General features: G+C 72.4%; 27 protein-coding genes. 9 read left to right on the top strand and 18 right to left on the bottom strand.

The genetic code is table 11. The features are described 5' to 3' along the window. The first annotated feature begins 74 nt into the window (after window positions 1–74). Window positions 75–746: an MOSC domain-containing protein gene (locus tag EAO73_RS06635; protein ID WP_191134012.1), complete on the top strand. Its 672-nt coding sequence runs from the start codon at window positions 75–77 to the stop codon at window positions 744–746. 65 nt (window positions 747–811) lie between these two features. Then, on the top strand, window positions 812–1,585 hold the full coding sequence (locus EAO73_RS06630; protein WP_147970492.1) for an SDR family NAD(P)-dependent oxidoreductase: 774 nt from the start codon (window positions 812–814) through the stop codon (window positions 1,583–1,585). Between the two features lie 18 nt (window positions 1,586–1,603). On the opposite strand, the gene EAO73_RS06625 is transcribed toward EAO73_RS06630, so the two are convergent. Next, window positions 1,604–3,364, bottom strand: a complete 1,761-nt coding sequence (locus EAO73_RS06625) for a DUF2264 domain-containing protein (protein WP_147970491.1) — start codon at window positions 3,362–3,364, stop codon at window positions 1,604–1,606. A 214-nt stretch (window positions 3,365–3,578) separates the two neighbouring features. Here EAO73_RS06625 and EAO73_RS06620 point away from each other — a divergent pair, with 214 nt between their 5' ends. The 5 genes from EAO73_RS06620 (at window position 3,579) to EAO73_RS06600 (ending at window position 8,896) form a co-directional block, all read left to right on the top strand. Next, window positions 3,579–4,658: a substrate-binding domain-containing protein gene (locus EAO73_RS06620; RefSeq protein ID WP_147970490.1), complete on the top strand. Its 1,080-nt coding sequence runs from the start codon at window positions 3,579–3,581 to the stop codon at window positions 4,656–4,658. A 108-nt stretch (window positions 4,659–4,766) separates the two neighbouring features. Next, on the top strand, window positions 4,767–6,095 hold the full coding sequence (locus EAO73_RS06615; protein WP_147970489.1) for an ABC transporter substrate-binding protein: 1,329 nt from the start codon (window positions 4,767–4,769) through the stop codon (window positions 6,093–6,095). A 4-nt stretch (window positions 6,096–6,099) separates the two neighbouring features. Beyond that, complete coding sequence (locus EAO73_RS06610; RefSeq protein ID WP_147970488.1) at window positions 6,100–6,987, top strand: carbohydrate ABC transporter permease; 888 nt, start codon at window positions 6,100–6,102, stop codon at window positions 6,985–6,987. Continuing rightward, window positions 6,984–7,838 carry a carbohydrate ABC transporter permease gene (locus EAO73_RS06605; RefSeq protein ID WP_147970487.1) on the top strand — a complete coding sequence of 285 codons (855 nt, stop codon included), beginning with the start codon at window positions 6,984–6,986 and terminating at the stop codon, window positions 7,836–7,838. The genes EAO73_RS06610 and EAO73_RS06605 overlap by 4 nt, the downstream gene beginning before the upstream one ends. Window positions 7,839–7,867: 29 nt before the next feature. After that, entirely contained in the window at window positions 7,868–8,896 is a 1,029-nt protein-coding gene (locus EAO73_RS06600; protein ID WP_147970486.1) for a hydroxyacid dehydrogenase, read from the top strand. A gap of 263 nt (window positions 8,897–9,159) precedes the next feature. Here EAO73_RS06600 and groL read toward each other — a convergent pair whose 3' ends face one another. Continuing rightward, window positions 9,160–10,785: a chaperonin GroEL gene (gene groL / locus EAO73_RS06595; protein WP_018519251.1), complete on the bottom strand. Its 1,626-nt coding sequence runs from the start codon at window positions 10,783–10,785 to the stop codon at window positions 9,160–9,162. A gap of 102 nt (window positions 10,786–10,887) precedes the next feature. After that, window positions 10,888–11,196 (bottom strand): co-chaperone GroES, encoded by a 309-nt coding sequence (groES, locus tag EAO73_RS06590; protein WP_018101172.1) that lies wholly within the window; start codon window positions 11,194–11,196, stop codon window positions 10,888–10,890. Window positions 11,197–11,500: 304 nt separating this feature from the next. Between groES and EAO73_RS06585 the strand changes: the two genes are divergently transcribed. Beyond that, the gene (locus tag EAO73_RS06585) at window positions 11,501–11,917 is read left to right on the top strand and encodes a DUF6234 family protein (protein WP_224756191.1); all 417 of its coding nucleotides are present in this window, start codon (window positions 11,501–11,503) and stop codon (window positions 11,915–11,917) included. Here EAO73_RS06585 and EAO73_RS06580 read toward each other — a convergent pair. The 8 genes from EAO73_RS06580 to tsaB all read right to left on the bottom strand — a co-directional run bounded on the left by EAO73_RS06580 (window position 11,908) and on the right by tsaB (window position 17,255). Beyond that, entirely contained in the window at window positions 11,908–12,924 is a 1,017-nt protein-coding gene (locus EAO73_RS06580) for a polysaccharide deacetylase family protein (protein WP_412074564.1), read from the bottom strand. The genes EAO73_RS06585 and EAO73_RS06580 overlap by 10 nt on opposite strands. Window positions 12,925–13,024: 100 nt before the next feature. Further along, complete coding sequence (locus EAO73_RS06575; RefSeq protein ID WP_147970485.1) at window positions 13,025–13,390, bottom strand: hypothetical protein; 366 nt, start codon at window positions 13,388–13,390, stop codon at window positions 13,025–13,027. A 69-nt stretch (window positions 13,391–13,459) separates the two neighbouring features. Next, window positions 13,460–14,125 carry a hypothetical protein gene (locus tag EAO73_RS06570; RefSeq protein WP_147970484.1) on the bottom strand — a complete coding sequence of 222 codons (666 nt, stop codon included), beginning with the start codon at window positions 14,123–14,125 and terminating at the stop codon, window positions 13,460–13,462. A 47-nt stretch (window positions 14,126–14,172) separates the two neighbouring features. After that, window positions 14,173–14,643 carry a VOC family protein gene (locus EAO73_RS06565; protein WP_147970483.1) on the bottom strand — a complete coding sequence of 157 codons (471 nt, stop codon included), beginning with the start codon at window positions 14,641–14,643 and terminating at the stop codon, window positions 14,173–14,175. A gap of 80 nt (window positions 14,644–14,723) precedes the next feature. Continuing rightward, window positions 14,724–15,011: a hypothetical protein gene (locus EAO73_RS06560; RefSeq protein WP_147970482.1), complete on the bottom strand. Its 288-nt coding sequence runs from the start codon at window positions 15,009–15,011 to the stop codon at window positions 14,724–14,726. Further along, on the bottom strand, window positions 15,008–16,108 hold the full coding sequence (gene tsaD / locus EAO73_RS06555) for a tRNA (adenosine(37)-N6)-threonylcarbamoyltransferase complex transferase subunit TsaD (protein WP_147970481.1): 1,101 nt from the start codon (window positions 16,106–16,108) through the stop codon (window positions 15,008–15,010). Before tsaD ends, EAO73_RS06560 begins: the two co-directional genes overlap by 4 nt. Further along, on the bottom strand, window positions 16,108–16,611 hold the full coding sequence (gene rimI / locus EAO73_RS06550) for a ribosomal protein S18-alanine N-acetyltransferase (RefSeq protein ID WP_147970480.1): 504 nt from the start codon (window positions 16,609–16,611) through the stop codon (window positions 16,108–16,110). The genes tsaD and rimI overlap by 1 nt, the downstream gene beginning before the upstream one ends. Beyond that, window positions 16,608–17,255, bottom strand: a complete 648-nt coding sequence (tsaB, locus tag EAO73_RS06545) for a tRNA (adenosine(37)-N6)-threonylcarbamoyltransferase complex dimerization subunit type 1 TsaB (RefSeq protein ID WP_147971419.1) — start codon at window positions 17,253–17,255, stop codon at window positions 16,608–16,610. Before tsaB ends, rimI begins: the two co-directional genes overlap by 4 nt. 248 nt (window positions 17,256–17,503) lie before the next feature. Between tsaB and EAO73_RS06540 the strand changes: the two genes are divergently transcribed. Continuing rightward, entirely contained in the window at window positions 17,504–18,043 is a 540-nt protein-coding gene (locus EAO73_RS06540) for a hypothetical protein (RefSeq protein ID WP_147971418.1), read from the top strand. A 482-nt stretch (window positions 18,044–18,525) separates the two neighbouring features. On the opposite strand, the gene tsaE is transcribed toward EAO73_RS06540, so the two are convergent. The 7 genes from tsaE to glmS form a co-directional block, all read right to left on the bottom strand. Further along, window positions 18,526–19,077 carry a tRNA (adenosine(37)-N6)-threonylcarbamoyltransferase complex ATPase subunit type 1 TsaE gene (tsaE, locus tag EAO73_RS06530; RefSeq protein WP_147970478.1) on the bottom strand — a complete coding sequence of 184 codons (552 nt, stop codon included), beginning with the start codon at window positions 19,075–19,077 and terminating at the stop codon, window positions 18,526–18,528. Next, the gene (locus EAO73_RS06525; protein ID WP_147970477.1) at window positions 19,046–20,284 is read right to left on the bottom strand and encodes an alpha/beta fold hydrolase; all 1,239 of its coding nucleotides are present in this window, start codon (window positions 20,282–20,284) and stop codon (window positions 19,046–19,048) included. The genes tsaE and EAO73_RS06525 overlap by 32 nt, the downstream gene beginning before the upstream one ends. Before the next feature lie 90 nt (window positions 20,285–20,374). Further along, a complete protein-coding gene (alr, locus tag EAO73_RS06520; RefSeq protein ID WP_147970476.1) occupies window positions 20,375–21,541 on the bottom strand; it encodes an alanine racemase in 1,167 nt (388 codons plus the stop codon). Window positions 21,542–21,593: 52 nt separating this feature from the next. Continuing rightward, the gene (locus EAO73_RS06515) at window positions 21,594–21,980 is read right to left on the bottom strand and encodes a DUF488 domain-containing protein (protein WP_147970475.1); all 387 of its coding nucleotides are present in this window, start codon (window positions 21,978–21,980) and stop codon (window positions 21,594–21,596) included. Window positions 21,981–22,031: 51 nt separating this feature from the next. Next, window positions 22,032–23,498, bottom strand: coding sequence for an NAD(P)H-hydrate dehydratase (locus tag EAO73_RS06510; protein WP_147970474.1), 1,467 nt, complete (start codon window positions 23,496–23,498; stop codon window positions 22,032–22,034). A 176-nt stretch (window positions 23,499–23,674) separates the two neighbouring features. After that, entirely contained in the window at window positions 23,675–24,043 is a 369-nt protein-coding gene (locus EAO73_RS06505; RefSeq protein ID WP_147970473.1) for a holo-ACP synthase, read from the bottom strand. A gap of 22 nt (window positions 24,044–24,065) precedes the next feature. Then, window positions 24,066–25,913 (bottom strand): glutamine--fructose-6-phosphate transaminase (isomerizing), encoded by a 1,848-nt coding sequence (gene glmS / locus EAO73_RS06500; protein ID WP_147970472.1) that lies wholly within the window; start codon window positions 25,911–25,913, stop codon window positions 24,066–24,068. Between the last annotated feature and the right edge of the window lie 91 nt (window positions 25,914–26,004).

The raw sequence follows: 26,004 nt of genomic DNA, 5'->3' as shown, positions 1-26,004 counted from the left end.
GATGCTTGGGAACGTAGCGAATTATTCGCGCGCGACTTTGGGGTGGCATTGGTTAACGTTCCGGTATGACCGCGATGACTGTGCTGACCGTGAACGCGGGGCGTCCCACGGCGGCGTCCTACACCGATGCCCCGGGCGGCAGGACCGGGATCGACAAGCACCCCGTCGAGGGGCCGGTGCGGGTAGCCGACCCGGGGCCCGAGGGCGTGGGCGGCAGCGGTCTCGCCGGCGACGCGGTGTGCGACCTGCGCCACCACGGCGGTTCGCACCAGGCCGTGTACGCCTTCGCCCGCGAGGACCTGGACGTCTGGGAACGGGAGCTGGGCCGGCCGCTGCGCAACGGCTGCTTCGGCGAGAACCTCACCACCGCCGGGGTGCGGCTCGGCGAGACCCTGATCGGCGAGCGCTGGCGGATCGGGGACGAACTGGTCCTGGAGGTCACCTCCGGGCGGATTCCCTGCCGCACCTTCGCCGGCCACCTCGGCGAGGCCCGCTGGGTCAAGCGGTTCACACAGGCGGCCGCCCCCGGGGTGTACTTCAGGGTCGTCGCCGCGGGCACCGTCCGGGCCGGTGACCCGGTCGAGATCGTGCACCGGCCGGACCACGAGGTGACGGTGGAACTGCAGTTCCGGGCCGTGACGACCCGGCGCGATCTGCTGCCGCTGCTCCTGCCGGCCGGCGCGGCCCTGCACCCCGAGGCGCTGCGCAAGGCGCGTGCGTACGAGGCGGGGCTCGCCGCCTCCTGACGGGGAAAGCACGGGCGGCGAACGGGGCATGGGGCGCCGATTCCGGATGCTCTAACGTGCCGCGTATGACGACTGCACTGATCACGGGCGCGACGGCGGGCATCGGTGCCGCCTTCGCCCGGCGGCTCGCCGCCGACGGGTACGACCTGGTCCTGGTGGCCCGGGACACGGAGCGGCTGCGCGAGCAGGCGACCGAGCTGCACGACCGGCACGGCATCGAGGCCGAGGTGCTCAGGGCCGACCTGTCCGAGGACAAGGGGATCGGCGCGGTCGAGGAGCGGCTCGGTGACCGCAGGCGGCCGGTCGACCTGCTGGTGAACAACGCCGGCTTCGGCAACAAGGGCCGTTATCTGGACGTCCCGATGGCCGACGAGCTGGCGATGCTGAAGGTGCACTGCGAGGCGGTGCTGCGGCTGACCTCCGCCGCCGCGGCCGGGATGAAGGAGCGCGGCCGGGGCGGCATCGTCAACGTGGCCTCGGTCGCGGCGTTCGTGCCGCGCGGCACGTACGGGGCGTCCAAGGCGTGGGTCGTGCAGTTCAGCCAGGGTGCGGCGAAGGACCTGGCCGGGTCCGGGGTGCGGCTGATGGCGCTGTGCCCCGGCTTCGTGCGTACGGAGTTCCACCAGCGCGCCGGGATGGGCACGGGCAACATCCCGGGCTGGATGTGGCTCGACGCGGACAAGCTGGTGAGCGCGGCGCTCGCGGACCTGGCGCGCGGGAAGTCGGTGTCGGTCCCGGACCCGCGCTACAAGGTCCTGATGGGGGCGGTGAAGCTGACACCCCGCAGCCTGCTCGGAGGGCTGACCTCGCGGACGGGCCGCAAGTACGGACCCCAGTAGGCGCGGCAGGCCCGCCCCTCACTCCCCCGGAAGGCGCAGTACGGCGGTGGTGCCGTCGTGCCAGGTCGCGTGGATCTCGTGAGGGCTCTGGACACGGATGTCCGCGAGGGTGGCGACGGCAGCCGGTTCCGCCTCACCGGTGAGCGAGGCGAGGGACACGAAGAGGGACCGGGGCCCGGTGGTGACGCCATCGACGGCGAGGAGCCCGGAGGTCTCGCCGAACATGGTGGCCCCGCCGGGCAGTTCGCGGGCCTCGCCGTCGTAGCCGTGGACCGGGTGGAGCTGGGCGGTGAGCGCCGGGTCGCCCGTGGCCCAGCCCGTCTGGCGCACGGGGGTGCCCCCGGGTGCGCCGGTGACCAGGTGCGCGCGGACCTCCGCGCGGCCGTGGGCCAGGGTCGCGGAGACGACACGGACGCCGGGGCGCGGGGTGTGCGCGGAGGCGGCCGGGCCGAGGGGGCCGGCGGTGGGGCGGGCCGTGGGTGCGCCGTCGAGGATCAGCGCGAAGTGGTTGTCGCGTACGGCGTCGCCGTGGGTCGGCCCGGTACGGGTGGAGTACGCGAAGCGGGCGTAGCCGGGGTCCTCGTCGTCGCCCACGTGGTTCGAGCCGTGGTTGTGCAGCCGGACCAGGCCGTCCGCGGCGGTGGACTGGAGGAGCATGCCGGTCGGCCCGAGGACGGTCACGGCGTCCTCCCTCTCGGCGGGCAGCGGCTCCTCGACGGCCGTCCAGACGGGGTGGTCCGGGGGCATCAGCAGCCCGAGGAAGCCCTTGGAGGCCCAGTACGGGGAGGCGGGGCCGGAGTACGTCTGGAGCATGGGCGCGTAGGGGCCGTGCCAGCCGAGGGTGAGGAGGCCGTCCCGGTCGGTGGCGCCCCGGTCGAGGAAGTAGCCGAGGGTGCCCGAGGCCAGGCGGCGGGTGGCGCCCGGGGTGAGCGGGGTGTACCCGGTCAGGGCGCCGAGCCAGGGGGCGGCCGCGGCGGCGAAGCGGTAGGTGAGGGAGCGGCCGAACGGCATGGGGGCGCCGTCCGCGCCGAACATCCGGCTGTAGTCGTCGAGCTGGCGGTGCAGCCGGGGGCCGTAGCGCGCCAGGAGGTCCCGGTCGCCGGCGAGGTGGGCGTGCAGGACGGGGTAGAAGTGCATCGCCCAGGCGTTGTAGTGGTCGAAGGAGCGGTTGGGCCCGTCGCTGTACCAGCCGTCGCCCAGGTACCAGTCCTCGACGCGTTCCAGCGCGCGGTCGATGGTGCGCCGGGCCCGGTCGGTCTCGATGCCCGCGTCCTGGAGGAAGCCGGCGACGGTGAGCCCGAACAGCCACCAGTTGTTGTTCACCGGGGACGGGCCGAGGGCGGGGAGCAGCCAGTCGACGGCGCGCTGCCGGGTGGCGTCGTCGAGGGTGTCCCAGAGCCAGGGGCGGGTGAGGCGCAGGCCGAGGGCGACGGAGGCGGATTCGACGACGGCCTGGGGGGTGCCGGCCATCCCCGGCCAGGCGTCGGGACCGCCTTCCGGCTCCGACGTACCGGCGGCGAGCCCTTCGGCGTACCGGCCGAGGAATCCGTGCGGGTCCTCGCCGCGTGCCCCGGCGACCCGGAACGCGGCGAGCAGCCAGGTGCGGGCGTAGCCTTCGAGGCCGTCGGAGACGGGTCCGGACCAGCTCGGCCGGGGGCCGGGGAGGTCGATGCGGCCGTGCCGGGGCGAGGCGTAGGGGCGTACGGCGAGCAGCAGTTGGTCGGCCGACCGCTCCCAGTCGGCACGGGTGCGTCCCGTGTACGGGCTCGTCGTGGGCATGATGCTCCCCTGGAGGCGGACTTCGGCGTCGCCAGGAATCCTGAACCGCGGATTGATCGAACGTCAAGGGAGGGAGTAGCGAATGATCGAAACTTCCGTCAATCGATCACACTGCACTAGGGTCAGCGGTGCGAGCCCGGCCTGACCCGAACCGGAGACCCTAGGGTCTGGTCAGCCGAGCCATCAGATCGCGATCCACAAGGGGGCCGCCGCCGTGCGCGAGAGTGCTGCTGAACGTCACGACCGACTTCTGGCCCTGGTACGGGAGCGCGGATCGGCCCGCGTCTCGGATCTGGCCGGCCTGCTGGGGGTCTCCCCCGTCACCGTGCGCCGCGATGTCGAGGCGCTGGCCGAGCGCGGGCTGCTCGACCGCGTCCACGGATCGGTCTCCTGGCCCCGGGACGCCGCTTCCCCCGCCGCGCCCGGCCCGGCGGGCGGCCCGGTGATCGGGCTGATCGCGCCGTCGGCGACGTACTACTTCGCGGAGGTCATCCGCGGGGCGCACGAGGCGGCGGCCCGCGCCGGGGCCCGCCTGGTCCTGCGGATCTCCGACTACCGCCCCGAGGAGGACCGGGCGCGCGCCGAGGGGCTGCTCGCCTCCGGGGCCGACGGGCTGCTCATCGCCCCGGCCTGGCGGGGCGCCGAGGACCAGGCCGCGTACGGGGACTGGATGGCCGGGCTGCCGGTGCCCACCGTGCTCCTGGAGCGCACCCCCGCACCCGGGTCGCCCCTCGACGGCCTGGACCGGGTCTGCTCCGACCACCGGCACGGGGTCCTTCTCGCCGTGCGCCATCTGGTCGGCCTGGGCCACGGCACCCCGCTCCTCGTCGCCCGCGCCGACAGCCCGACCGCGCTCGCGGTGCGCGCCGGGTACGAGGACGCGCTGGCGGTGCTGGGGCACACCGGGGCCCCGGCGATGATCGGGACGTCCGGCCCCGAGGTCGACCCGGTCCGCTTCGACGAGGCGGTGCGGGAGGTGCGCGACGCGGTGGTCTCCGGCCGGGCCACGTCCGCGCTGGTGCACAACGACGTGGACGCGATCCACCTGATCCAGCGGCTGTCCGACCTCGGGGTGCGCGTGCCCGAGGACCTGGCGGTGATCGCGTACGACGACGAGGTGGCCGCGCTCGGCGACATCCCGCTGACCGCCGTCAGCCCGCCCAAGCGTCAAATCGGTCGCTACGCAACGGAGTTGCTGGTCAGCAGACTCGGCACCGGGCAGCAGGAGGACGAGCCGGGCCAGCACCTGGCACTGCTCCCGCGTCTGCGGGTGCGGGCTTCGACCGCTCGATAACGTTCTGATCTTTTCTCGATCAATCAATCTTTCGCTCTTGACTTCGGACATTGCTGGGCCAAGGATCACGCCCAACGTCAATGTCGCCGCTGATTCAGGAGCTACGCCGTGAACCGCAGTTGGAGCAGAACGACTCTTTCCATAGCCGGAGCCGTCACCGCCCTCGCCGTCGTCACGGCCTGCGGCGGGAGCGGCGACGACTCCGACGGCGGCGGCACGGGCACCGCCGCCAAGCCCGTGAACATCACCTTCTGGGGCTGGGCCAAGGGCACCAAGGAGGTCGTGGACGCGTTCAACGCCTCGCACAAGAACATCCACGTGACGTTCGAGGAGACCCCGTCAGGCAACGCCGGCGGCTACGCCAAGATCTCCAACGCGATCAAGGCGGGCAACGCCCCCGACCTGGTCTCCGTCGAGTACCCGCAGCTCCCCGAGTACGTCAGCCAGGGCGGCTTCCAGGACATCGGGAAGTACTTCACCGAGGACACCCGGAAGAAGTTCCTCCCGCAGGCCGTCGAGCAGACGACCCTCGGCGGCAAGACCTGGGCCGTCCCCTTCGACGCCGCGCCGCAGGCCTTCTTCTACCGCAAGGACCTGTTCGCCAAGTACGGCATCGAGGTCCCCAAGACCTGGGACGCGTTCAAGTCCGCCGCCGAGAAGGTCAAGAAGGCCGACTCCAAGGCTCGCATCGGCACCTTCTTCCCGGACGACCCGACCACCTTCGAGGCGATGGTCTGGCAGGCCGGCGCCCAGTGGTTCAAGGCCGACGGCGACACCTGGAAGGTCAGCACCACCGACGCCGCCACCACCAAGGTCGCCGACTACTGGCAGGGCCTGGTCAAGGGCGGTCTGGTTCGCAGCGACGCCTCCTTCTCCCCCGCCTGGACCAACTCCCTGAAGACCGGCGGCACCATCGGCTACCTCGGCGCCTCCTGGGGCGGCGGCGTCCTCGGCGGCACCCTGCCCGAGCAGAGCGGCAAGTGGGCCGTCGCCCCGATCCCGACCTGGGACGGCAAGCCCGCCAGCGGGATGCTCGGCGGCACCACCTTCGCCGTGCCGAAGAACAGCGAGAAGGCCGCCGCGGCCGTCGAGTTCGCCACCTGGATGACCACCACGGAGGACGGCATCCAGGCCCGTATCTCCTCCGGCACCTCCAGCGCGTTCCCGGCCGCGCTCTCCCTGCGCCCGGCCGCGAAGAAGGCGTTCGACACCAAGTTCTACGGCGGCCAGGACATCTACCAGGTCTTCGAGGACGGCGGCTCCGCCATCAAGCAGGGCTGGACCTGGGGCCCCTCGATGGGCACCACCAACACCACGCTCAAGGACCAGTTCGGCAAGGTCGCCGGGGGCGGCACCACCATCCCCGACGCCGTGAAGGCCGCCCACGACGCGACCGTCGCCGAGCTGTCCAAGCGCGGCCTGAAGGTCGAGGGCTGACCGGATGAAGGCCCGCACCCGCGCCGCCGCGACCCTGCTGACCCCGTTCTTCGTCCTGTTCACCGCCGTGATGCTGATCCCGATCGGCTACGCGGTCTGGCTCAGCCTCTTCACCGAACAGCAGTCGGGGCTCGGCTTCGGAGGCTCCGAGACGGTCTTCACCGGCCTCGGCAACTACACGGCGGCGCTGGGTGACCGGGTCTTCCGCGACGGCTTCCTCGTCCTCCTCGGCTACTGCGCGCTCTACATCCCGCTGATGGTCGGCGGAGCCCTCGCGCTCGCCCTGCTGCTCGACTCGGCGCTCGCCCGCGCCAAGCGGTTCTTCCAGCTCGCCCTGTTCCTGCCGCACGCCGTGCCCGGCATCATCGCCGCGATGATCTGGCTGTACCTCTACACGCCGGGCCTCAGCCCCGTCGTCTCCGCGATGCACTCAGGCGGCATCGGCTTCGACTTCTTCTCCCCCGGCGGCGCGCTGCCCTCCATCGTGAACATCGCGCTGTGGGAGTGGCTCGGCTACAACATGGTGATCTTCTACGCCGCGCTGCAGGCCATCGACCGCTCGGTGCTCGAAGCGGCCACGGTGGACGGGGCGAGCGGCGGACGCATCGCGTTCAGCATCAAGCTCCCGCTGATCCGCTCCTCGGTCCTGATGGTCGTGCTCTTCACGATCATCGGCTCGCTCCAGCTGTTCACCGAACCCCTGATCCTCAACACCGGCTCCGGGTCCGCCGTCTCCTCCTCCTGGACACCGAACATGTACGCCTACACCGCGGCCTTCTCCCGCAACGACTTCGGACTTGCGGCCGCCGCCTCCGTACTCCTCGCGCTCGCCGCCGCCCTGCTGTCCTTCGTCGTCACCCGCCTCACCGGCCGGAAGGGCGCGCACGCATGAGCACCACGACCCGCAAGAACCCCTGGCTGTCGAAGGCCGCCGTCAACGGAGCCCTGCTCCTGGCCGTCCTCTACATGCTCTTCCCGCTGATCTGGCTGGTCACCGCCGCCACCAAGGACACCGGCTCGCTGCTGGCCGGGGACACCTTCTCCTTCGAGGGCTTCGACCTCTCGAAGAACCTCTCCGACATCGCGTCCTACGGGGACGGGGTCTACTTCCGCTGGTACGGGAACAGCCTGCTGTACGCGGGAGCCGGCGCCGTCGTCTGCTCGCTGATCTGCGTCGCGGCCGGGTACGCCTTCGACAAGTACGAGTTCCGGGGCAAGGAGAAGCTGTTCGGGCTCGTCCTGCTCGGCGTGCTCGTGCCCACGACGGCGCTGGCCCTGCCCATGTACCTGCTGGCCAGCAAGATCGGGATCGTCAACACGTACTGGTCGGTGCTGATCCCCGTCCTGGTGAACCCCTTCGGCGTCTACCTCGCCCGGGTCTTCTCCGCCGGCTACATCCCCGCCGAGGCCCTGGAGGCCGCCCGCATCGACGGCGCCGGCGAGCTGCGCACCTTCTTCTCCATCGGGCTGCCGATGATGATGCCGGGCTTCGTGACGGTGTTCCTCTTCCAGTTCACCGCGATCTGGAACAACTTCTTCCTTCCGCTGGTGATGCTCTCGGACCGCAAGCTCTTCCCGCTGAGCCTCGGGCTGTACTCCTGGAACACCAACACCCACAGCGAGCCCGGCTTCTACCCGCTCGTGGTCACCGGTTCCCTCCTCGCCGTCATCCCCCTGATCGTCGCCTTCGTCTCCCTTCAGCGGCACTGGAAGGCCGGACTCACCGCCGGCAGCGTCAAGTAGCCCACCGCGTTCTAGGGAGCCCCATCACCATGCAGCCCACCTCCGCCCACCGGCCCTCGCTCCTGCTCGCGATGGGCCCGGACATCTACGAGCGCCTCTTCGAGCCGCGCCACCGCGAACGGCTCACGGCCCTCGCCCGTACCGATCCGGCCCTCGTCGCCCACGACCTGGCCGGCCCGGACCCCCGCGTCGCCGCCGCCCTCGCCGAGGCCGAGGTCCTCCTCACCTGCTGGGGAGCCACCCCGCTCACCGACCGGATCCTCGCCGCCGCACCCCGCCTCAAGGCGGTCGTCCACGCGGCCGGGTCCGTCAAGCACCACCTCACGGACGCCTGCTGGAAACGCGGCCTCGCCGTCTCCTCGGCGGCCGGGGCCAACGCCCTGCCCGTTGCCGAGTACACGCTGGCCACGATCCTCCTCGCCAACAAGCGCGTCCCGCACTCCGCGCACGTCTACCGCGAGGTCCGCGCCGACCACGACTGGCGCGCCGAGCTGGACGGGGCCGGCAACTACCACCGCACGGTGGGCATCGTCGGCGCCTCCCGCATCGGCCGCCGCGTCGTCGAGCTGCTCCGCCCCTTCGACCTGCGGGTCCTGCTGTACGACCCCTTCGTCACCGCGGAGGAGGCGGCGCGCCTCGGCGTCGAACCGGTCGCGCTGGACGAGCTGTGCGCCCGCGCCGACGTCGTCTCGGTGCACGCCCCCCAGCTCCCCGAGACCCACCACATGATCGGCGCCCGCCAGTTGTCGCTGATGCGCACCGGGTCGACGTTGATCAACACCGCCCGCGGCTCCCTGATCGACGAGGCGGCCCTGCTGCGCGAACTGGTCCCGGGCCGGCTGCACGCCGTACTGGATGTGACGGACCCCGAACTGCCGCCCGCGGACTCCCCGTTGTACGAGCTCCCGAACGTCCTCCTGACCCCGCACGTGGCGGGCTCCCTCGGCAACGAGCTGCACCGCATGACCGACCACGCGCTGGACGAACTGGAACGCTACGCGGCGGGCCGCCCGTTCGCGGACCCGGTACACCCGGCAGCGCTCAGCCGCTCGGCGTAACCGGAACCGGCTTCGCCGGTGCGTCCAGCCTCGCCGGGCGCGTCCAGCCGGAACTTCCAGCCTCGCCGGCGTTTGAGGCGCGGGGGTTCGGGGGCAGCGCCCCCGGGGCTCCGCCCCGGACCCCGCTCCTCAAACGCCGGAGGGGCTGGGTTACCGCCGGTCAGGCTGGATGCGCCGGCGGAGCCGAACGCGCCCCGCGCAAAGCGGAAGGCCCGGCACCCCCGAGGGGGCGCCGGGCCTCACGCTTGCGCAAAAGCTACACGCTAGTGGGAGTGACCGTGGCCGTGGCCCGCGGCCTCCGGCTCCTCCTCGGCCGGCTTCTCCACGACCAGCGTCTCGGTCGTGAGCAGCAGCGACGCGATGGACGCGGCGTTCTCCAGCGCGGAGCGGGTGACCTTGACCGGGTCGATGACGCCGGCCTTCACCAGGTCGCCGTACTCGCCGGTCGCGGCGTTGAAGCCCTGGCCCTTGTCGAGCTCGGAGACCTTGGAGGTGATGACGTAACCCTCCAGGCCCGCGTTCTCGGCGATCCAGCGCAGCGGCTCGACGGCGGCGCGGCGGACGACCGCGACACCCGTGGCCTCGTCGCCGGTCTTGCCGAGGTTGCCCTCAAGGACCTTGACGGCGTGGACGATGGCGGAGCCACCACCGGAGACGATGCCCTCCTCGACCGCGGCGCGGGTCGCGGAGATGGCGTCCTCCAGACGGTGCTTCTTCTCCTTGAGCTCGACCTCGGTCGCGGCACCGACGCGGATCACGCACACACCGCCGGCCAGCTTCGCCAGGCGCTCCTGGAGCTTCTCGCGGTCCCAGTCGGAGTCCGTGGCCTCGATCTCGGCCTTGATCTGGTTGACCCGGCCGGCGACCTCGTCGGACTTGCCGCCGCCGTCGACGATGGTGGTGTCGTCCTTGGAGACGGTCACGCGGCGGGCGGTGCCCAGCACGTCCAGACCGGCCTGGTCGAGCTTGAGGCCGACCTCCTCGGCGATGACGGTCGCACCGGTGAGGGTGGCGATGTCGCCGAGCATGGCCTTGCGGCGGTCACCGAAGCCGGGGGCCTTCACGGCGACGGCGTTGAACGTGCCGCGGATCTTGTTGACGACCAGGGTCGACAGGGCCTCGCCCTCGACGTCCTCGGCGATGATCAGCAGCGGCTTGGAGCCACCGGCCTGGATGACCTTCTCCAGGAGCGGCAGCAGCTCCTGGATCGAGCCGATCTTGCCCTGGTGGATCAGGATGTACGGGTCGTCGAGGACGGCCTCCATACGCTCCTGGTCGGTCACCATGTACGGGGACAGGTAGCCCTTGTCGAAGGCCATGCCCTCGGTGAAGTCGAGGTCCAGACCGAAGGTGTTGGACTCCTCGACGGTGATGACACCGTCCTTGCCGACCTTGTCCATCGCGTCCGCGATGAGCTCGCCGACCTGGGCGTCCTGCGCGGAGAGCGCGGCGACGGCGGCGATGTCGGACTTGTCGTCGATCGGGCGGGCGGTCGCCAGAAGCTCATCGGACACGGCCTTGACCGCGGCGTCGATGCCCTTCTTCAGGGCGGCCGGGGAGGCGCCCGCGGCGACGTTGCGCAGACCCTCGCGGACGAGCGCCTGGGCGAGGACCGTGGCGGTGGTCGTACCGTCACCGGCCACGTCGTTGGTCTTGGTCGCCACCTCCTTCACCAGCTGGGCACCGAGGTTCTCGTACGGGTCGTCCAGCTCGACCTCGCGCGCGATGGTGACACCGTCGTTGGTGATGGTGGGGGCACCGAACTTCTTGTCGATGACGACGTTGCGGCCCTTGGGGCCGATCGTCACCTTCACCGTGTCGGCAAGCTTGTTGACGCCGCGCTCGAGGGCGCGACGGGCGTCCTCGTCGAACTTCAGGATCTTCGCCATGGAGCTGAACTGTCCTCTCAAAAACAAGAACTGCGCCCCTGCCGCCCGGCTAGTGATGTCGCAGGGGGCCAGGGGCGCAGAACAGAAGCAAACGTGGGTGAATTACTTCTCGATGATCGCGAGCACGTCGCGAGCCGAGAGGACGAGGTACTCCTCGCCGTTGTACTTCACCTCGGTGCCGCCGTACTTGCTGTACAGCACGACATCGCCGGTCTTGACGTCGAGCGGCAGGCGCTCGCCGTTCTCGAAGCGGCCCGGTCCCACGGCCAGGACGACGCCCTCCTGGGGCTTCTCCTTGGCGGTGTCCGGGATAACCAGGCCGGAGGCCGTGGTCTGCTCGGCGTCGAGCGGCTGGACCACGATGCGGTCCTCGAGCGGCTTGATCGCAACCTTGGAGCTGGCGGTCGACACGATCCGGTCTCCCCCTTCGGAGATCTCACGGGGTTTAACAGTCTTGGGTAGGGCGACCAGGTGAGCCCGTCGTCGCGGGTGCCGGACCTGCCGGTCGCACAGTACTGCTGGCACTCTCCAGTGGGGAGTGCCAGCACTGACACTATGACTGCGATTAGCACTCGGTCAAGCGGAGTGCCAATTCACGCCCCTCGTGGCGTACGCGGGGGCCTGCGGGCCCCGTACGGCTGCGGCCGTGCAACGTTCCGGACACCGTAGGGACAACGCCGGGGCCGCCCGGTCCGTTCCGGTGGACGGTGGCGGGATGCGCATACGATCCGCCGGCACGGACCGCCCGGCCCCCTCGCGCCCCGGCCCGGTGGTGACCGGCTGCCTCGACGTGGTGCTCGGCGTGCTGCTCATCGCCCTGGAGTCGCTGGTGAGCGCGGTCCTCTTCTACGCGTACACGGGCTCCGACCCCCGGCCGCCGAACCCGGACATGGCGGAGGCCGGACCGCCCGGGATGGACTGGTCCGGCACTCTCGTCCTCGCCGCCGTCACGGCGGTGGCCTGCCTGATCGGGGTGGTGCTGCTGCGCCACGGGCTGCCGATCGCGGGCGTCGTTCAGCTGATCGGCGTGTGCGTGCTGCTCGTCCTCACGGTGACGGCCTGGCACAGCGCCTACGAGGACGCGCACGCGCCCGGGGCGGCTCGCGCGCACACCGCCCCTCCCTACACGTAGTCCTCCAGGCGGGCCACGGCGTAGCCCTGGTCCGTGACGACCTTCATGACGGACCGGATCAGGTCGGGCATGCTGCCCTTCCAGTCCTTCGTGCCGCGGAAGTGGGTGAGGATGATGTCGCCGGGGTGCAGCTTCCGGTCCTCCTCGCGCCACTCCATGTGGTCGGGGAACGCCTCGGCCTCCCACAGCGGCACGGCGGTGATGCCGCAGGACTTGGCGATCCTCAGTGTGTCGGTGTTGTAGTTGCCGTACGGCGGCCGGAAGAGCCGGGGCCGCTTGCCGAACTGCTGCTCCATGATGTCCTGCTGGTCGCAGATCTCGCGCTTCTGCTCCTCGTGGGACAGGCCCGGCATGTAGCGGTGGTTGAGCGTGTGGTTGCTGAGCGTGAGCCCGCGGGACTGGGCGTCCTTGAAGTACGCGTAGTCGTCGCGCACCAGGTAGTCGGTGAGGAAGGCGCTGTACGGGATGTTCAGCTCCGACATCATCTTCAGCAGCTCGGGGTCCTTGTCGTCCCCGTCGTCCATGGTCAGGAAGACGACCTTGTCCGTGGTGGGGACCCGGGTGAAGACCGGCGGCAGCGAGTCGTCCTGACCCTCCACCTCGAAGCCCTTGCGGGTCGTGAGGTGCGGCTTCTTCACGGGCGGTACGGGCGCCGCGAGCGGGGTGCCCGCCAGGCCCCACTTCTTGGCAGCGACCGCGCGTGCGGCCTGGGCCAGCTTCGCCCGCTCCGCCTGTGCCGCCCGGGTGCCCAGCGCCCCGGCCGCCGGTTCCGCCGGCGCGCCCGCCTGGCCGGCCTGGAGCTTCGCGCTCCGGACGGCGGCCCGGTCGCCGTCCCCGGCCGCGCAGCCGGACGCGGCGGCGGCGACCAGGAGCGCGGCCAGGACCGCGTAACCCGGCCGGCGCCGCAGGTGGCCCCGTCCTTGCCGCCCCCGCTGCCGCACGCCCGTCACCGCACCCGGTTCACGCCCATTCATGGCCAATTTGTCCTTTTGTCGTACTGGCTGCATGGCGCCGGATCCTGCCAGTACGACCGAGGGCGGGGGGCTCGACACCGCCGCCGGGCACGCGGGGTCCCCCGGGTGGCTCACACGGAGGCGGCCGAACGCGTCACGCGAGGTCGGTGAGGTCCTCCGCGTACACCTGCGAGAGCGGCTGAGGGCCTACGTACTGCTGGCAGTTGCACTGACCGGCCTCGAAGCGGACGGGCTTCTTCTGCTCGTCCCAGGCGGTCGGCACCTCGACCCGCTCATGGCACTTGCCCCGCTTGTCGTGCTTGGCGAGGTGGTGCGTGCAGCCGCAGACGGGCTCGGGCGGCCGGTTCGCCGCCTCGACCGCGAGGCGTTCCTGCCGGCCGGCCTCCAGCAGTTCGAGCTTGCGGCTGTGCCGGTTGCGCAGCGCCGTACGGACGTTGTCGGCGAGCCAGCCGAAGCCCCCGGTCCAGAAGATGATGAGCACCCACCAGTACCACTCCATGAACGTCCTCCCCCTGTGCCGGCGTGCCACCACGCCGCGCGTGTACACGCCAAGGGTAGGGCGCCGGGGTCAGCGGTGGGCGCCGCCGCCCCACGCAGGCAGCGGCTCGGGCGCGGCCGTCCCGGTCAGCGTGCGGACGATCCAGCGGCGGTGCCAGAACGCCTTGAAGACGCCGATGAGGCCGACGATCCAGGCCAGGAACCCGATCCCCATGATCAGCGCCATCAGCCCGTACGTGTCCTGGCCCCGCACCGCGCCCGCGGGCACGGCGACGCAGGCGTACAGCCCGAACGCGCCCAGCGCGAAGGACGCCAGCAGCCACACCAGGCTGAGGCCGGGCAGCCGGAGACCGGCGTCGCGGGCCGGGTCGCGGTCCAGCTCGCCCCACTGCGTGAGCAGCCGCCGCACCGCCACGTCCCGGCGCACCCCGACGACGAGCAGGATCAGCGCGGGCAGCAGGACGGCGGCGCCCAGGGCGAGCATCACCACGCCGAAGATCGCACCGAGGGGGTCGTACGACTGCTCGAAGCTGATGAACGCCGTCCCGGTCAGCGACCAGCCGAGCGCGCCGACCGCCCCCCACAGCCACAGCAGCCCGAGCCGGCCGGGGCCGAGGTGCGCCTTCACCAGCACACCGAGCAGGAAGGACCGGTCGGCGAGCAGCGCGTCCCGGTCGGGCCAGGCGCGTATCTCCACGGGCGGCGGGGGCGGCGGCAGCACGGAGCGAGGGGACATGGGGCAGACCCTATCGAGCACCCCTGGCCCCCATTACCGCACGGGGATCAGGCGTTGCGGATGGCCTCGATGTCCAGGCGCTTCATGCCGAGCATGGCCTTCATCGCACGGGCGGCCTTCTCCGGGTCCGGGTCGGTCAGGGCGTCACCGAGGCCCGGCGGGACGATCTGCCAGAACAGGCCGTACTTGTCCTTGAGCCAGCCGCACTGGATCTCCTGCCCGCCGCCGGAGGTGAGCTCGTTCCACAGGCGGTCCACCTCCTCCTGCGAGTCGCACTCGACGGAGAGCGAGGCGGCCTCGTTGAAGGTGATCTCGGGCCCGCCGTCGAACGCGACGTACTCCGCGCCGTCCAGCTGGAACCGTACGGTCATCGCCGTGCCCTCCTCGCCGGGGCTCGCGGCGGTCCAGCGGGTGGTCTCCAGGACGCGCGAGTCGCCGCCGACGACGGAGACGTAGTAGTCGGCCGCTTCCTCGATCACGCCCTTCGGATACCAAAGGAACGTGGTGACTTTCTGCATGGTCCTCTCCTCACGTACAGGGGCAAAGTGCCGTGAAGGGTAGACCGCGCGGGCGCCCGGAACTCATCGACGTGCCGGGGCTAGGGCCTGTCGTCAAACTCCGCTCCCAGCGATTCGAAGCGCCAGCGGTGGACCGGCCGGGTGACGAGGTCCTGATCGGGCTCGGGCAGCTCCGGCAGCTCGTCGGCGTACCCGCCCCGCCACCAGGTGATGACCAGGACCCGGTCCTGCGGGGCGCGAAGCAGCTCGCTGCGCAGCGGGATCCGCGGCAGCTCGGCGGCGCGGGCGCGGGCCCAGTCCAGGAGGTCGTCGCCGCGCCCCTCGGCGGCGCGGGCCTCCCACATCAGGGCGGTGACGGGGGCGCTCATGAGTAGAGGTTGTCCTTGCTGACCTCGTGCACATGGTCGTGGTCGTGCGTGTGGGCGCCCGGGACGTGGGTCTCGGTGACGGGCAGCGAGGAGTCGGCGGACAGCTCCAGGTCGGAGGCGGGCCGGTTGCGGGCGACCATCTCGGCGCCGAGCGCGGCGACCATCGCCCCGTTGTCGGTGCACAGCTTGGGGCGGGGCACGCGCAGCCGGATACCGGCCCGCTCGCACCGCTCCTGGGCGAGCGCGCGCAGCCGGGAGTTGGCCGCGACGCCGCCGCCGATCATCAGGTGGTCGACGCCCTCGTCCTTGCAGGCGCGGACGGCCTTGCGGGTGAGCACGTCGACGACGGCCTCCTGGAAGGACGCGGCCACGTCCCGTACCGGCACCTCCTCGCCGGACGCGCGCTTGGCCTCGATCCAGCGGGCGACGGACGTCTTCAGGCCGGAGAACGAGAAGTCGTACGCGGGGTCGCGCGAGCCGGTCAGGCCGCGCGGGAAGGCGATGGCGGCCGGGTCGCCCTCGCGGGCGAGCCGGTCGATGACCGGGCCGCCGGGGAAGCCGAGGTCCAGCACCCGGGCGATCTTGTCGAACGCCTCGCCGGCCGCGTCGTCGATGGTCGCGCCCAGCGGCCGGACGTCGTTGGTGATGTCGGGCGCGAGGAGCAGCGAGGAGTGCCCGCCGCTGACCAGGAGCGCCATGGTGGGCTCGGGCAGCGGCCCGTGCTCCAGCTGGTCGACGCAGATGTGGGACGCCAGGTGGTTGACCCCGTACAGCGGCTTGTTCAGCGCGTACGCGTACGCCTTGGCGGCGGAGACGCCGACGAGCAGGGCGCCCGCGAGGCCGGGTCCGGCGGTGACGGCGATGCCGTCGAGGTCCCGGCCGCTGACGCCGGCGTCCTTCAGGGCGCGCTCGATGGTGGGGACCATCGCCTCCAGATGCGCGCGGGAGGCGATCTCGGGGACGACGCCGCCGAAGCGGGCGTGCGTGTCGACGCTGGACGCGACGGCGTCCGCGAGGAGCGTGGTCCCCCGGACGATGCCGACCCCGGTTTCGTCGCAGGAGGTCTCGATACCGAGTACGAGGGGTTCGTCAGCCATCAGTCAGTCCCGTTTTCCTGTACGTCTTCGTGTACGTGGAGGCGCATGACGAGCGCGTCGATGTTGCCCGGCTGGTAGTAGCCGCGGCGGAAGCCGATCGGTTCGAAGCCGAAGCGTTCGTAGAGCTTCTGGGCGCGTGTGTTGTCGACGCGGACCTCAAGGAGCACCTCGGCGCACTCGAAGGCCGTGGCGTGCCTGAGCAGGTCGGTCAGCAGCTCGGAGCCGAGCCCGCCGCCCCAGTGGTCGCGGGCGACGGCGATCGTCTGTACGTCGGCGAGGTCACCGGCGGCGGCGAGGCCCGCGTACCCGACGATCCGGCCGGTGCCCGGCTCCTCGGCGACGACGTAGCGGCGGGTGGCCGCCGGGCCGCGCGCGTGGGCCAGCTCGGACCAGAACATGCCGGCCGACCAGGCGTCCTCCGGGAACAGCTCGTGCTCCAGGGCGAGCACCGGATCGATGTCCCACCAGCGCATCTCGCGCAGCACCGCGGTCGTGACGGTCACTTCGGGGTGACCACCTTGTAGTTCTTCGGGACCTGCGCGTCGGGCCTGCGGAGGTAGAGCGGCTGCGGCGGCAGCAGCTCCCCACCGGCGGCCAGGCGCTCGGCGGCGAGGCCGGCGAGGGCGCCCGCCGCGAGGTGTTCGGGGCCGCGCGCGTCCGGGAACGCCTCGGGGTAGAGCACCGCGCCCGCGCCGACGACGGGCAGGCCGGCGAGCTGTTCCGCGATGTCGGCGGGCCGGTCGACGGAGGGTCCCTCGGTCCGGGTGCGGGCGTCCTCGTACCGCGCCCAGTAGACCTCCTTGCGGCGGGCGTCCGTGGCGACGGCGAAGGGGCCCTCGATCCCGGCCGTCCCGGCGGCGTACGCGAGGCCGTCCAGGGTGCAGAGGCCGTGCACGGGCACGGAGAGCGCCGAACCGAACGTGGCGGCCGTCACCATGCCGACGCGCAGTCCGGTGTACGGGCCGGGGCCGACGCCCACGACGACGTCCGTCACGGCGTCGAGTTTCAGCCCGGCCTCGGCGAGGACCCGGTCGACGGCGGGCAGCAGCAGCTCCCCGTGCCTGCGGGCGTCGACCTGGGCGTACTCGGCGACGACGCGGGTCCCGTCGTGGAGGGCGACGGTGACGGCGGGGGTGGCGGTATCCATTGCGAGCAAGAGCACGCAAACAGCCTACGGCTCCGGCGCGGCCCGCCCCGCGCCCCGTACGGCGTCCCGGTACGGGCGGTCCCGGCTGCTACCGTCACCGGGTATACGCGGAGTACGTGTAAACGCTTGTACGACTTACGGTTCGCGCCGTACGGGTCGCCGCTCGCGCCGCACGGCACGGGCCCGCGCACCGACGGCACACGACAGCGAAAGAGGCACGCACGGTGGCAAGGGGCAGCTCGGGAATCGTGGCCGCGCTCACCGCGGCGGCCGTCGTGGCGGTCGGCTTCCTGGCCTACCAGGCCTCCGCCAACGTGCCGGACGACCTGGCGGCGAAGCCGAAGGCGTCCAGCAGCGCGTCGGCGCCGGCCGGCGGGCACGGGAAGGCCAGGCCGAAGAAGGACCCGCTCACGGTCCCCGCCGGTTCGGGCACCGGGATGCGGGTCGTGTACGCACTGAAGGACCGCCGGGTGTGGCTGGTCGACGCGAAGGGCAAGGCGTCCCGGACGTTCAAGGTGATGCCGGGTTCGGTGAGCGCGGTGCCGGGCAGCTACGCGGTGTCCTCGCGGTCGGGCAGCGTGAAGGGGTCGGACGGGGTGCCGATCGAGCACGTGGTGCGGTTCGCCGCGGTGAACGACGTGACGATCGGCTTCAGCGCCGCGCAGGACGGGTCGATGGAGGAGCCGGACCCGACGGTGAAGGCGGGGGGCGTACGGATGTCTCGGGCCGACGGGGATGCGGTGTGGCGGTTCGCCACGGTGGGCGTGAAGGTGGTCGTGGTCGCGTAGCGCGCCCCGGGCCCGCCGACGGGTGTCCTCAGGCGCCGGACGGGCTCGATTTCGCTGCGGGCCGGTGTCGGCCTCGCGCCACGGATGTCCTCAATCGCCGGACGGGCTGGATCTTGTGCGGGCTGTCCTGGATTTCGTGCGGGCCGTCGCTGGGCCCTCGGCACGGATGGCCTCAATCGCCGGACGGGCTTGAGTGTGCTGCCCGTCCGGATTTTTTCGCGTTTTCGGGCTTCGGCGGGGGCGACTGGGTTCGCGGGGGTGTCGACACCGCGTTCGCCGCCGCGTTCGCGGCCAGTAGGGCCGTCATCGATACCGTCGGCCGCGGCGACGGCTCGCGCTCGGGTGTCGGCATGGACGCCTCCTGGGGCTCCGGTGGAAGGCATGGTTAGGTAGACCTAACCCGCTCTCGTCCTCCATGTCACCACGCTTGCCCCGTTCCGCGCAACATTTTGCCGACACCGCGTCGGAAACACCTGCCGGTCTCAGCCCCAGGGCGCCCAGGACTCGTTCCGCAGCCCCGCCCAGCGCGCCCCGACACCCACCAGCGTCACCGCGCGCCGCTCGTCGTCGGTGTCCCCGACCGCGCGGTCGATGAACACCTGGAGGCGGTCGTCCGACAGTTCCTCGACCTTGCCGTCGCCCCACTCCACGACCACCACGGACTCCGGCAGCGAGACGTCGAGGTCCAGGTCCTCCATCTCGTCGAGCCCGCCGCCCAGCCGGTAGGCGTCGACGTGGACCAGCGCGGGACCGCCGGAGAGCGGGGGGTGGACGCGGGCGATCACGAAGGTGGGGGACGTCACCGCGCCGCGTACGCCCAGACCCTCGCCGAGGCCCCGGGTCAGGGTCGTCTTGCCGGCGCCCAGCTCGCCGGTGAGCATGACGAGGTCACCGGGGCGCAGCGCGGAGGCGAGCCTGCGGCCCAGGGCCCGCATCTGTTCGGGGGAGTCGACGGCCAGCTTGACGGTGACGGCGCCGGGGACGTTCTCGTACGCGGTGGCCTCAGCGGCCGCCGGGCTGTTCTGCGGTTCCATGCCCGCCAACGTTAGAGGACTCCGGTACGGCCCCGGCCCGCACCAGCAGGTCGGCGAGCCGGTCGGTCACCGTCTCCGGGTGCTCCAGCATCACCAGGTGCCCGGCGTCCGGGACGATCACCAGCTCCGCGTCCGGCAGCAGGTCCGCGATGGCCTCGCTGTGCGAACTGGGCGTCACGAGGTCCTTGTCACCGGCCAGGACGAGGACCGGGAGATCGCGGAAGAGGGGCAGGGCCGCGCTCTTGTCGTGTTCCGCGAAGGCCGGGTAGAACTCGGCGACCACGTCGATCGGGGTGGACTCGATGAGCCGTTCCGCGAACCGCGCGACGGCCGGGTCCACGTCCCGCGAACCGAACGAGTACCGCTTGATCAGCCCGGCGAACAGGTCCGCGGTCGCCCGCCGCCCCCGCTCCACCAGCTCCGCCTGCGAACCGAGCGCCCGCAGCACCCCGGGCAGCACCCGCCGCACCGCGTTGACGCCCATGACGGGCAGCCCGAAGCTGACCTCGTTCAGCCGGCCGCTCGACGTGCCGACGAGGGCGACGGCGGCGACCCGGTCGCGGATCAGCTCCGGGTACTGGTCGGCCAGCGCCATGATCGTCATGCCGCCCATCGAGTGGCCGACGAGGACGAGCGGGCCCTCGGGGGCGGCGGCGTCGATGACGGCCTTGAGGTCGCGGCCGAGCTGGTCGATGCCGACGGGCACCCCTCCCCCGGCGCGGGCCTGGGCGCGGCCCCGCTCGGAGCGCCCGTGGCTGCGCTGGTCCCAGTGGACGGTGCGCACGATCCCGCGCAGGGCGGCGCGCTGGAAGTGCCAGGAGTCCTGGCCGAGGCAGTAGCCGTGACTGAAGACGACGGTCACCGGGGCGGGCGCCTTGCGCCCGAAGAGGCGGCGCCTGCGGGAGCCCGAGGGGGCGGCGCCGTCGGGGGGATCGACCTCGTCGACCTCGTAGTACAGCTCGGTGCCGTCGTCGGCGGTGGCCCGGCCGGGCGTCCCGCGCAGCGAGCCGTACGGGCCGGTGGCGTCCAGGGCGAGCCGGGCGCGCTTGCGCATACCCCGGCCGACCGTCAGCCGCTCCACGGCGACCCCGGCCGCCGCGCCCGCGGCGATCACACCTATGGCGGCGCCGGCGATTCCCGCCCGGCGCCAGCCGGCTCCCGAGGCGGCCGCCGTCGCCACCACGTCCCCCGTGCTGATGTCGCTCACCGTGCCGCGCTCCTCGTGGATCGTGTCGGTCGCTCCCGGCCCGAGCCTGGGCCGTCTTCAGATCGTGCCTGGTCAGGGCCGCTTCCCCGGTCAGGACCCGGCCGGGGCCCCCTCGGCCGTCGCACCCAGATGGACGCGCGGCACCCGGCCGCCGATCCGGGTGACGATCTCGTACGCGATCGTGCCGGCGGCCTGTGCCCAGTCCTCGGCGCTCGGCTCGCCCCGGTCGCCGGGACCGAAGAGCACCGCCTCGCTGCCGGCCGCCGGCTCGTCGCCGTCGAGGTCGACGACGAACTGGTCCATGGCGACCCGGCCCGCGATCGTCCGCCGCACCCCGCCGACGAGGACGGGGCCCCGGCCGGACGCGTGGCGCGGGATGCCGTCGGCGTACCCGAGGGGCACCAGGCCGAGCGTGGTCTCGCGAGGCGTCGTGTAGTGGTGGCCGTAGCTGATGCCGTGGCCGGCCGGGACCTGCTTGACCAGGGCGACGGACGCGGCGAGCGTCATCACGGGCCGCAGTCCGAAGTCGGCGGAGGTGCCCACCTCCGGGCTCGGCGAGATGCCGTACATGGCGATCCCCGTGCGCACGAGGTCGAAGTGGGACTCGGGGACGGTCAGGGTCGCCGGGGAGTTGGCGATGTGCCGCACCTCGGGCTCGACGCCGGCCTTCTCCGCGTACGCCACCATGTCGCGGAAGGTGTCCAGCTGGGCGGTGATCGAGGGGTGGCCCGGCTCGTCGGCGCAGGCGAAGTGGGACCACAGTCCGGTGACGCGGACGGTGCCCGCGCGCTCGGCGGTGCGGGCGGCGGCGACCAGTTCGGGCCAGTCGGCGGGCTGGCAGCCGGCCCGGCCGAGTCCGGTGTCGGCCTTGAGGTGGATACGCGCGGTCCGGCCGGCCGCCGTCGCCGCATCGGTGACCTCGCGCAGCGCCCACATGCCGCTGACCGACACGTCGATGTCGGCCTCGATCGCCTCGCGCCAGGGCCCGCCCGGCGTCCAGAGCCAGCACAGCATCCGGCCGTCGAGCCCGGCCGCGCGCAGGGCCAGGGCCTCCTGGGGGGTCGCGGTGCCGAGCCAGGCGGCGCCCGCCTCGCGCGCGGCGCGGGCGCAGGGGACCGCGCCGTGCCCGTAGGCGTCGGCCTTCACCACGGCCATGAGCTGCGCCCCGGCCGCCCGGGTACGCAGGACGCGCACGTTGGCGCGGAGTGCGGCGAGGTCGATCTCGGCACGGGCTCGCAAGGACGCTGTCTCGTTCATATCGCGCCCAGTCTCTCAGAGCCCGGTGCGCGGGCCGGTCCGGCGGGGCGCGTCAGCGGTGGCGCAGCTCGTGTTCCAGATGGTCGGCGAGGACGGGTACGTGGCTGTGCTCGACGTCCTTGACGGCGGTGACGAGCGTGACCGGGCCGCCCGCGCGGACCAGCCCCACCAGCTCGTCGACGGCCGCCGTCTGGGCCGGTCCGGCCAGTTCGGCGCGGTAGCGCTCGACGAAGGTGTCGTAGCGGGTGGCGGAGCGGTCCTCGTGGTACCAGGAGCGCAGCTCGTCCGAGGGGGTGAGGTCCTTGAGCCAGCGGTCGATCGCGGCCTTCTCCTTGGAGACCCCGCGCGGCCACAGCCGGTCGACGAGGACGCGGGTGCCGTCGCCCTCCTCCACCCCGTCGTAGACCCGGCGGACGCGCACGTCACCGCTGCTGCTCACGGCCGGTCACCTCTCCTCGGCTCCTCCGCGGACGCTCGCCCTCAGCTTCGCTCAGGCCCGGACGTCCCGCCACGCCTCGGGGATCGCCTCGGCGACGTCCATCGCGGCGAGCGGGGAGCCGTCCGCCGCGCGCCGGGCCGCGAGTCCGTGCAGATACGCCCCTGCGGACGCGGCGTCGAGCGGGGCGAGTCCGGCGGCGAGCAGGGAGCCGGTCAGGCCGGAGAGCACGTCTCCGCTGCCTGCGGTGGCCAGCCAGGAGGTCCCGGTCGGGTTGACCCGGACCGGGGTGTGCGGGGTGTCGGTGGCGATGAGGGTCGTCGAGCCCTTCAGCAGGACCGTGGCGCCGAACCGCCGGGCGAGTTCCCGTACGGCGGCGAGCCGCCCGGCCTCGACCTCCTCGCGCGCCACGCCGAGCAGCGCGGCGGCCTCCCCGGCGTGCGGGGTGAGGACGGTGGGCGCGGTACGGGCGCGGACCACGTCGGCGTCCAGGAGCCGCAGCCCGTCCGCGTCGACCAGCACCGGCACCTCGGTGGCCAGCACGTCGGAGACGGCCTCCACGGCCTCGGTGCCGTCGCCGAGCCCGGGTCCGACGACCCACGCCTGCACCCGCCCGGCCCTGGAGGGGCGGCCCGCGTGGACCAGGGTCTCCGGGTGCCGCGCGATGACCGCCTCGCCGCCGGGGCCCGCGTAGCGCACGGCCCCCGCCCCGCCGCGCAGCGCCCCGGAGACGGCGAGCACGGCGGCGCCCGGGTAGCGGGCCGACCCGGCGGCGATGCCGACGACCCCGCGCCGGTACTTGTCGCTCTCGGCATCCGGTACGGGCAGCAGCGCGGCGACGTCCGCGTACTGGAGCGCCTCCAGGTCGGGCACGGCCGGGAGTTCGGCGTCGAGCCCGATGTCGACGAGACGCAGCGCCCCGGCCCGTTCGGCGGCCGGGTCGACGAGCAGCGCGGCCTTGTACGCGCCGAAGGTGACGGTGGCGTCCGCGCGCACCGCGTCGCCGGTCACCTCACCGGTGTCCGCCTCGACGCCGCTGGGCAGGTCGACGGCGACGACGGGCGCGCCGTGTGCGGTGTACCGCGCGACCAGTTCGGCCGCCGCCGGCCGCAGTCCGCCGCGTCCGCCGATGCCGGTGATGGCGTCCACGACGAGGTCGATGCGCCCGGCCCAGTCCTCGTGGGTGGTGCTCTCCTCGCCGTCCACCACGTGTCCGCCGGCGGCGCGCAGGGCGGCGGTGCCACCCTCGTGGGACCTGCCTGGGGTGACCCGTACGGCGACCACGCCCGCGCCGCGCCTGGCGAGCCGGGCACCGGCGTACAGGGCGTCGCCGCCGTTGGCGCCGGTGCCGACGAGGAGGACGACGCGGGAGCCGTAGACCCGCCCGGCCCGGCGCAGCAGATCGGCACAGGCGGCGGCGAGCCCGGCGGCGGCGCGCTGCATCAGCGCACCTTCGGGAAGCCGTGCCATGAGGGCCGCTTCGGCGGCCCGTACGGAATCGACGCTGTAGGCGGTACGCATGCCTTCAACGTACGCATGTTCAGAAGCGCGCGCAGACCTCAGCCACATCAAGCCCGTCCGGCGATTGAGGACATCGGTAACGGAACCGAGAACGGGCCGCGCATTCCAGCCCGTCCGGCGATTGAGGACGGAACCGGCACACCGGAGCACCCGAGGCCACAGGGGCGGAGCCCCCGTCACCCCTCCGCGATGACCACCGCGGAAGCGACCCCCGCATCGTGGCTGAGCGACACATGCCAGCTCCGCACCCCCAACGCGGCGGCGCGAGCCGCCACCGTGCCGCTCACCCGCAGCCGCGGCTGCCCGCTGTCCTCCACGTACACCTCGGCGTCCGTCCACAGCAGCCCGGCGGGCGCGCCGAGCGCCTTCGCCAGGGCCTCCTTCGCCGCGAACCGGGCGGCGAGCGAGGCGATCCCGCGCCGCTCACCGCTCGGCAGCAGCAGCTCCGCCTCCACGAACAGCCGCGAAGCGAGTTGCGGCGTACGCTCCAGCGCCGCGTCGAACCGCTCGATCTCCGCCACGTCGATCCCGACCCCGATGATCACGTTCCCACCCTCACTGCTCGGCTCACTCCACGGTGACGGACTTCGCCAGGTTGCGCGGCTGGTCCACCTCGTTGCCGCGGGCCGTCGCGAGTTCGCAGGCGAAGACCTGCAACGGCACGGTGGCGACCAGCGGCTGAAGCAGCGTAGGCGTTGCGGGGATGCGGATGAGGTGGTCGGCGTAAGGAACGACCTCCTCGTCGCCCTCCTCGGCGATGACGACGGTGAGGGCGCCGCGGGCCCGGATCTCCTGGATGTTCGACACGATCTTGCCGTGCAGCACCGAGCGTCCGGCCGGGGACGGCACCACGACGACGACGGGCAGCCCGTCCTCGATGAGCGCGATCGGCCCGTGCTTCAGCTCGCCGGCGGCGAACCCCTCGGCGTGCATGTACGCGAGTTCCTTGAGCTTCAGCGCGCCCTCCAGGGCGACCGGGTAGCCGACGTGCCGGCCGAGGAAGAGCACGGTGTCGTGGGACGCCAGCGACCGGGCCAGCTCGCGGACGGGTTCCATGGTCTCCAGGACCCGGTCCACCGAGCCGGAGATCTCGGAGAGCTGCCGGATGACGGTCCGGATCTCGTCGCCCCACTTGGTGCCGCGCACCTGGCCCAGGTAGAGGGCGACGAGGTAGCAGGCGACGAGCTGGGTGAGGAACGCCTTGGTGGAGGCGACGGCGACCTCGGGCCCGGCGTGCGTGTAGAGCACGGCGTCGGACTCGCGCGGGATGGTGGAGCCATTGGTGTTGCAGATGGCGAGGACCTTCGCGCCCTGTTCGCGGGCGTGCCGCAGGGCCATCAGGGTGTCCATCGTCTCGCCGGACTGGGAGATGGCGATGACCAGGGTGTGCGGGTCCATGATCGGGTCGCGGTAGCGGAACTCGCTGGCCAGCTCGGTCTCGCAGGGGATGCGCGTCCAGTGCTCGATGGCGTACTTGGCGATCATCCCGGCGTGGAACGCGGTCCCGCAGGCGACGATCACCACCTTGTCGACCTCGCGCAGTTCGCCCCGGGTGATGCGGACCTCGTCGAGGTGGAGGGTGCCCTCGGGGTCGATGCGGCCGAGGAGGGTGTCGGTGACGGCCTTCGGCTGCTCGGCGATCTCCTTGAGCATGAAGGAGGCGTAGCCGCACTTCTCGGCGGCCGAGGCGTCCCAGTCGACGTGGTACTCGCGCACCTCGGCGGGCTCCCCGTCGAACCCGGTGACCAGGACGCCGTCCCGGCGCAGCTCCACCACCTGGTCCTGGCCGAGTTCGATCGCGTCCCGGGTGTGCTCGATGAACGCGGCGACGTCGGAGGCGAGGAAGGACTCGCCGTCACCGATCCCGACGACGAGCGGCGAGTTGCGCCGGGCCCCGACCACGACGTCGGGCGCGTCCGCGAAGACCGCGACGAGCGTGAACGCCCCTTCGAGGCGCCGGCACACCTGGCGCATGGCCTCGGCCGGCTCCCCGCTCTGGCTGTACGCCTCGGCGAGGAGGTGGGCGACGGTCTCGGTGTCGGTCTCGGAGAGCAGGTCGTGGCCCCGCTCGCCGAGTTCGGCGCGCAGGGCCGCGAAGTTCTCGATGATCCCGTTGTGGACGACGGCGACGCGGCCGGCGTTGTCGAGGTGCGGGTGGGCGTTGACGTCGGTGGGTCCGCCGTGGGTGGCCCAGCGGGTGTGCCCGATCCCGGCGGTACCGGCGGGCAGCGGCTGCTCGCTCAGCGCCTTCTCCAGGTTGACGAGCTTCCCGGCCTTCTTGGCGGCGGCGAGCCCGCCGTCGGCGAGGACGGCGATCCCGGCGGAGTCGTACCCCCGGTACTCCAGCCGCTTGAGGCCCGCGACGACGACGTCCTGCGCCGACTGCCCACCGACGTAACCCACGATCCCGCACATAGTGGCCCTTTCCTGATCACAAGCCCGCGTTCTTCGCATAGTCGCAGAAGTGACCCCTATTTCAAGCGCAACGGAGCCCGTAGGCCCCGTC

This window comes from Streptomyces sp. col6 (assembly GCF_008042035.1).
In the GTDB taxonomy this organism is placed as follows: Bacteria; Actinomycetota; Actinomycetes; order Streptomycetales; family Streptomycetaceae; genus Streptomyces.
Note: the sequence above shows the minus strand (reverse complement) of the source record. Positions and strands in the feature narration are given on the sequence as shown.

What these genes read in the sequence shown, in the direction of transcription:
- EAO73_RS06635 (WP_191134012.1), top strand. Translation starts at nt 75, where the DNA reads ATGACTGTGCTGACCGTGAACGCGGGGCGTCCCACGGCGGCGTCCTAC.
- EAO73_RS06630 (WP_147970492.1), top strand. Translation starts at nt 812, where the DNA reads ATGACGACTGCACTGATCACGGGCGCGACGGCGGGCATCGGTGCCGCC.
- EAO73_RS06625 (WP_147970491.1), bottom strand. Translation starts at nt 3,364, where the DNA reads ATGCCCACGACGAGCCCGTACACGGGACGCACCCGTGCCGACTGGGAG.
- EAO73_RS06610 (WP_147970488.1), top strand. Translation starts at nt 6,100, where the DNA reads ATGAAGGCCCGCACCCGCGCCGCCGCGACCCTGCTGACCCCGTTCTTC.
- EAO73_RS06605 (WP_147970487.1), top strand. Translation starts at nt 6,984, where the DNA reads ATGAGCACCACGACCCGCAAGAACCCCTGGCTGTCGAAGGCCGCCGTC.
- EAO73_RS06600 (WP_147970486.1), top strand. Translation starts at nt 7,868, where the DNA reads ATGCAGCCCACCTCCGCCCACCGGCCCTCGCTCCTGCTCGCGATGGGC.
- groL (WP_018519251.1), bottom strand. Translation starts at nt 10,785, where the DNA reads ATGGCGAAGATCCTGAAGTTCGACGAGGACGCCCGTCGCGCCCTCGAG.
- EAO73_RS06585 (WP_224756191.1), top strand. Translation starts at nt 11,501, where the DNA reads ATGCGCATACGATCCGCCGGCACGGACCGCCCGGCCCCCTCGCGCCCC.
- EAO73_RS06580 (WP_412074564.1), bottom strand. Translation starts at nt 12,924, where the DNA reads ATGCAGCCAGTACGACAAAAGGACAAATTGGCCATGAATGGGCGTGAA.
- EAO73_RS06575 (WP_147970485.1), bottom strand. Translation starts at nt 13,390, where the DNA reads ATGGAGTGGTACTGGTGGGTGCTCATCATCTTCTGGACCGGGGGCTTC.
- EAO73_RS06570 (WP_147970484.1), bottom strand. Translation starts at nt 14,125, where the DNA reads ATGTCCCCTCGCTCCGTGCTGCCGCCGCCCCCGCCGCCCGTGGAGATA.
- EAO73_RS06565 (WP_147970483.1), bottom strand. Translation starts at nt 14,643, where the DNA reads ATGCAGAAAGTCACCACGTTCCTTTGGTATCCGAAGGGCGTGATCGAG.
- EAO73_RS06560 (WP_147970482.1), bottom strand. Translation starts at nt 15,011, where the DNA reads ATGAGCGCCCCCGTCACCGCCCTGATGTGGGAGGCCCGCGCCGCCGAG.
- tsaD (WP_147970481.1), bottom strand. Translation starts at nt 16,108, where the DNA reads ATGGCTGACGAACCCCTCGTACTCGGTATCGAGACCTCCTGCGACGAA.
- tsaB (WP_147971419.1), bottom strand. Translation starts at nt 17,255, where the DNA reads ATGGATACCGCCACCCCCGCCGTCACCGTCGCCCTCCACGACGGGACC.
- tsaE (WP_147970478.1), bottom strand. Translation starts at nt 19,077, where the DNA reads ATGGAACCGCAGAACAGCCCGGCGGCCGCTGAGGCCACCGCGTACGAG.
- alr (WP_147970476.1), bottom strand. Translation starts at nt 21,541, where the DNA reads ATGAACGAGACAGCGTCCTTGCGAGCCCGTGCCGAGATCGACCTCGCC.
- EAO73_RS06510 (WP_147970474.1), bottom strand. Translation starts at nt 23,498, where the DNA reads ATGCGTACCGCCTACAGCGTCGATTCCGTACGGGCCGCCGAAGCGGCC.
- glmS (WP_147970472.1), bottom strand. Translation starts at nt 25,913, where the DNA reads ATGTGCGGGATCGTGGGTTACGTCGGTGGGCAGTCGGCGCAGGACGTC.